5 protein-coding genes and 1 pseudogene are annotated in these 4,909 nt (G+C 58.2%); 2 read left to right on the top strand and 4 right to left on the bottom strand.

Translation table 11 applies throughout. From position 1 onward, the window contains the following. A partial coding sequence (locus ACFPLB_RS12325; RefSeq protein ID WP_378230028.1) for an ATP-binding protein occupies positions 1-274 on the top strand: 274 nt, incomplete at its 5' end. An 83-nt stretch (positions 275-357) separates the two neighbouring features. On the opposite strand, the pseudogene ACFPLB_RS12320 reads toward ACFPLB_RS12325, so the two are convergent. Next, positions 358-537, bottom strand: a pseudogene (locus ACFPLB_RS12320) (pyrroline-5-carboxylate reductase); the annotation flags it as partial. Positions 538-550: 13 nt separating this feature from the next. After that, positions 551-1,180, bottom strand: a complete 630-nt coding sequence (locus tag ACFPLB_RS12315; protein WP_378230026.1) for a TetR/AcrR family transcriptional regulator — start codon at positions 1,178-1,180, stop codon at positions 551-553. A gap of 145 nt (positions 1,181-1,325) precedes the next feature. Between ACFPLB_RS12315 and ACFPLB_RS12310 the strand changes: the two genes are divergently transcribed. After that, complete coding sequence (locus tag ACFPLB_RS12310) at positions 1,326-3,362, top strand: oxidoreductase (RefSeq protein WP_378230024.1); 2,037 nt, start codon at positions 1,326-1,328, stop codon at positions 3,360-3,362. 364 nt (positions 3,363-3,726) lie between these two features. Here the strand turns inward: ACFPLB_RS12310 and ACFPLB_RS12305 are convergent, their stop codons facing one another. Next, positions 3,727-4,416: a GNAT family N-acetyltransferase gene (locus tag ACFPLB_RS12305; protein ID WP_378230022.1), complete on the bottom strand. Its 690-nt coding sequence runs from the start codon at positions 4,414-4,416 to the stop codon at positions 3,727-3,729. Between the two features lie 33 nt (positions 4,417-4,449). Continuing rightward, on the bottom strand, positions 4,450-4,845 hold the full coding sequence (locus ACFPLB_RS12300) for a cupin domain-containing protein (protein WP_378230020.1): 396 nt from the start codon (positions 4,843-4,845) through the stop codon (positions 4,450-4,452). Between the last annotated feature and the right edge of the window lie 64 nt (positions 4,846-4,909).

The raw sequence follows: 4,909 nt of genomic DNA, 5'->3' as shown, positions 1-4,909 counted from the left end.
CGACGAGCTTGGATACCTGCCCTTCAGCGCATCGGGAGGGGCATTGCTCTTCCATCTGCTGAGCAAACTCTACGAGCGCACCAGCGTCATCATCACAACCAATCTCAGCTTTGCGGAATGGGCGAGCGTATTCGGTGACGCAAAAATGACGACTGCGCTGCTCGATCGGCTCACTCACCACTGCCACATTCTCGAAACTGGAAACGACAGCTTCCGATTCAGAAACAGCTCGGCCCAAGCAACCAAAATCAGAAAGGAAAAACCATCGACTTGACCATCTGACCAAACCCAAATCATATCCACGAGGCGGGTCAATTCTCGGTGAAAATCCCGGGTCAGATCTCAACGGCAATCAACAGCAAGCTGTTTAATACGGATACCAGCCATGACGGACACGACCAGTCGGCCAGCGCAGTCGATGGCAAGAGAGAGCCAGTCGGCTGGTCGCACGGCATCTGCACGCAACAACGAACCGGCGATTGCTCCCCCGAGCCACCCACTTCTCCCGATAATGCCAATTTTCAACGCCTGGCTCATGGCTTGGCCGTCTCTATTCTGGTTTGTATCCGTGTCTTGCAAAGAAGCGGTCCAGTTCCCGTTGCTGCGGCGCCTGTCCCGTAAAGATTGTGATATATTCCGGTATTCGCCTCATGCGCTCGGCCAGATTTTCCCTGGATTGTGTGGTTATGTAGCCAATCTGGATGAGGTAGGTGGTGCGCGCACGCACGTCCGCGGTGATCTCGCTGAGACCGAAGCGGATAAACATGCGCGTCAGGGCTTCGATCCGGGTACGGTCGGCCGCCTGGACTTCAGCTAATACGTCGCCCGACTGCAACCCCCAGCTTCGTATGGCGAATTCAAACCTGGAATCGAAGATCTCGTTGTCGAGCCAGCAATCGAAGACGTTGAGCATGGCTTCGGCCAGAGACTCCGCATAGGCCTCGGACTGCTTGACGAGGCTGCTGGTGTTCTTGTCGCGCCACCTTGTGACCAGCGCGCTCAACAATGCTTCCCGGTCTTCAAAGAACCAGTAGAAGCTGGTTCTGGAAAGCCCCAGCCGTTTTGCCAGCGGCAATATCTTGACGGCATCGACGCCTGAATCCAGCAACGCGTCGCGCGCGGCCTGAAGCCAGACCTCCGGAGAACCACGCCAGCCACTGTCATTCAATGCCTGTTCCATGAGTACTCTCCTAGCAAGTCGAACAGTTGAAAACAAGAAAAATGTTCATCAGTGTCGATTTTATGTATTCTAATGTTTTTACAATTGACACTAATGAATATTTTGCCTTAACGTGATTGATGCGCGTTTCAAATGGAGTCCGGCAGTGTCCAACGACCCTCTCCTTCAGCCTTATCGTCTCAAGCATCTGACGCTTCGCAACCGCATTATCGTGACGTCGCACGAACCGGCCTATCCGGAAGACGGCATGCCGAAGGAGCGGTATCGCGCCTATACGGTGGAAAGGGCCAAGGGCGGGGTCGCCCTGACGATGACTGCCGGATCGGCGGCGACATCGAAGGACAGCCCGCCGATATTCAACAATTTGCTCGCCTACAAGGACGAGATCGTGCCCTGGATCAGGCAGATGACCGACGCGGTCCATGAACAGGGTGCTGCGATCATGATCCAGCTTACCCATCTTGGCCGGCGCACCCGCTGGGACAAGGGCGACTGGCTTCCTGTCGTCGCGCCCTCGCATCATCGCGAGCCCGCGCATCGCGCTTTCCCGAAAAAGATCGAGGACTGGGACATTGAGCGCATCGTCAAGGATTTCGCCGATGCAGCCGAACGCATGAAGGCAGGCGGCATGGATGGCGTTGAAGTGGAAGCCTATGGCCATCTCATCGACCAGTTTATCTCGCCGCTGACCAACGAGCTTGACGGCCCCTACGGCGGATCGCTGGACAACCGCATGCGCTTTTGCCTCGACGTGTTCCGAGCCATGCGCGAGCGCGTCGGCGACGATTTCATCCTCGGTGTGCGCTACACCGCCGACGAACAACTGCCCGGCGGCACCGGCAAGGAAGAAGGCATCGAGATTTCCCGACGGCTGAAGGAAAGCGGCCTGATCGACTATCTCAATATCATCAGGGGCCATATCGACACCGACCCGGGCCTCACCGACGTGATTCCCATTCAGGGCATGGCCAGCGCCCCCCATCTTGATTTCGCCGGCGAAATCCGCGCCGCCACCGATTTCCCCACTTTCCATGCCGCGCGGATTCAGGACGTCGCTACCGCCCGGCATGCAATCTCCTCCGGCAAGGTCGACATGATCGGGATGACGCGGGCGCATATGACCGACCCGCATCTGGTGCGCAAGATCATCGAGAAGCGCGAGGATGATATCCGCCCCTGCGTCGGGGCCAATTACTGTCTCGACCGCATCTATCAGGGCGGCATGGCCTTTTGCATCCACAATGCGGCGACCGGCCGCGAGGAAACCATGCCGCACATCGCGGCGAAGGCGGACCGGCGCAAAAGAATCGTCATTGTCGGTGCGGGGCCCGCCGGACTTGAGGCCGCCCGTGTTTTGGCCGAACGCGGCCATGAGGTCATCGTCTATGAAGCGGCGAACGCGCCCGGCGGCCAGATCCGCCTCACCGCTCGCAGCGAACGCCGCCGCGAGATGACCGGCATTATCGACTGGCGCATGAACCAGTGCGAGAAGCACGGCGTCACGTTCCATTTCGACCACTGGGCCGAGGCCGATACGGTGCTGGCCGATGAGCCGGATGTCGTGATCATCGCCACTGGCGGCCTGCCGCATACCGAAGTAATGAGCGAAGGCAATGATCTGGCCGTCTCGTCATGGGACATCATTTCCGGTGATGTGAAGCCGGGCACGAATGTGCTGGTTTTCGATGATGCCGGCGACCATGCCGGTCTGCAGGCGGCGGAATTCATCGCCGCGACGGGAGCGAAGGTCGAGGTCATGACGCCGGACCGCTCCTTCGCACCGGAAGTCATGGCGATGAACCTCGTGCCCTATATGCGTTCGCTGCAAAAGCTCGATGTGACCTTCACCGTCACCTGGCGGCTGGAGCGGGCACAAAGAAGCGGCAACGGGATTGTCGCTTATATCGGCAGCGATTATGGCGGTGTGATGCGTGAGCGGATGGTCGACCAGATCGTCGTCAATCACGGCACTATCCCGCTCGACGATCTCTATTTCGAGCTGAAGCCGCAATCGAACAATCTTGGCGAGGTCTCCTATGATCAGTTGATCGCCGGTGCTCCGCAATCGCTCACCCGCAACCGGCACGGAAAATTCCAGTTGTTCCGCATCGGCGACGCCGTTTCCGCCCGCAATACCCACGCCGCCATTTACGATGCCTTGCGGCTGGCAAAGGACATCTGAAGGCCGGCGATCCTGCCATTGACGTATTGCGAGGTCGCACGTAATGCGCTTTTCATCCTAAAGCGTGTCGCTTTTCTTTCAGATTCACGCGACCCGCTTTAAGCCTTTGTTTTTACGCATGTCTTTATCCCGAAACTGGTTCTCAAGTCTCGGGAGACAGGCTTTAAAGCATTTTGTGAGTACAGATGGTTACATCTGACGTCGCACGAATGCGGCTAAAACAAGAACTTAGAGTGTTTCATCATGTTTCCATAAAAACAAGAAATGCTCTAATGATCCCGCCTTCGTGGTAACGAGAAGCGACCGAGGTAAAATGGGCAGAGAGCGGCCACGCCCATAGCGGCTGATGGCTGCCCCATATCCTTCACGCCGCGTCAATTTCGGCGCGATACTTTTTCAGTGGCTTCCTTTGTATCCCGTCGGGGTGGAAATTGTCTGGTGCCAGCCACGCTTCATAGGCAGGTCGCAGCTTGCTCCAATCCTTGTCGAGCATGGCGAACCAGGCTGTATCGCGGTTCTTGCCCTTCACGACAAGGTGCTGACGAAACACCCCCTCGGGTTGGAAGCCGAAGCGGTGGGCGGCGCGTTTGGAAGGCAGGTTCTCGTCGTCGCACTTCCATTCAAAGCGGCGATAGCCGAGGTCATCGAAGATGTGGCGTGCGAACAAAAACAGCGCCTCGGTTGCCGCAGGCTTGCGCGATATGAGCGGCCCCCAGTAGATATGCCCGATCTCAGCCACGCCATTCGGGGCATTGATCCGCATCAGGGTCTGTCGACCGGCCACCTTACCCGACGCCTTGTCTATTACGGCAAAGAACAGCGGATCTTCACTTGCGGCGGACGTCGCCACCCATGAGCGAAAAGCGTCACGGTCTATGGGCGGAAAATCCGGTAACCAGCGGAAGCGCTGATCTCCGTCCGGTTGGGCCGAGGCTTCGAACAGGCCATCAGCGTGGCGGGCGGGGTCAAGCCTTTCCAGCCGGACGAACCGCCCTTCCATGGTGTCGCCTCCGGGTTTCGCGCGAGGTGTCCATTTGGACAAGTCGTCGGCCATGTCTGGCTCCTTCTTGACTGTTCGATAGGAGGCTCAGGCCTCGGGGCCGTCCACGTTTTCCAAGGTCTCGCCCCGGCCGACGCGCACGAATACATAGCGCACGTTATCTCCCTCCAGGATCTGCGCGCGGTGGATCACGCGGCGCGGGAAATAGGCGTAATCGCCCGCCCCAAGTTCAAAAGACTGCTTGCCGCCCGAACCGTGGTCGACGCGGATGCGGCCCGACAGCATATACATGACGCTGTCGAAATCCTTGTGATGGTGCCACTGGCTGGCTTGATCCCGTACCGTAACATGGCATTCGCCAACCCAGAGATCGCTGACCTCCAGCGCCTTGCGCCGGTTCTGGCCCGGTGTGATCGGCCCTTCTTCAAGCTCCCAGGCGCGGATGACGCCGATTTCCGAAAACAGGGGTTTGCCCTGTTGCATTTGTAGAACTTACATGGCCATTTTCAGTTTCTGTGCGGGCGTGATGCCGCCGATGCCCATGTTG

It is taken from the genome of Aquamicrobium segne (assembly GCF_042656785.1).
Lineage (GTDB): Bacteria > Pseudomonadota > Alphaproteobacteria > Rhizobiales > Rhizobiaceae > Mesorhizobium > Mesorhizobium segne.
This window is presented reverse-complemented; position numbering and strand designations above follow the sequence as displayed.

What these genes read in the sequence shown, in the direction of transcription:
- ACFPLB_RS12305 (WP_378230022.1), bottom strand. Translation starts at nt 4,416, where the DNA reads ATGGCCGACGACTTGTCCAAATGGACACCTCGCGCGAAACCCGGAGGC.
- ACFPLB_RS12315 (WP_378230026.1), bottom strand. Translation starts at nt 1,180, where the DNA reads ATGGAACAGGCATTGAATGACAGTGGCTGGCGTGGTTCTCCGGAGGTC.
- ACFPLB_RS12300 (WP_378230020.1), bottom strand. Translation starts at nt 4,845, where the DNA reads ATGCAACAGGGCAAACCCCTGTTTTCGGAAATCGGCGTCATCCGCGCC.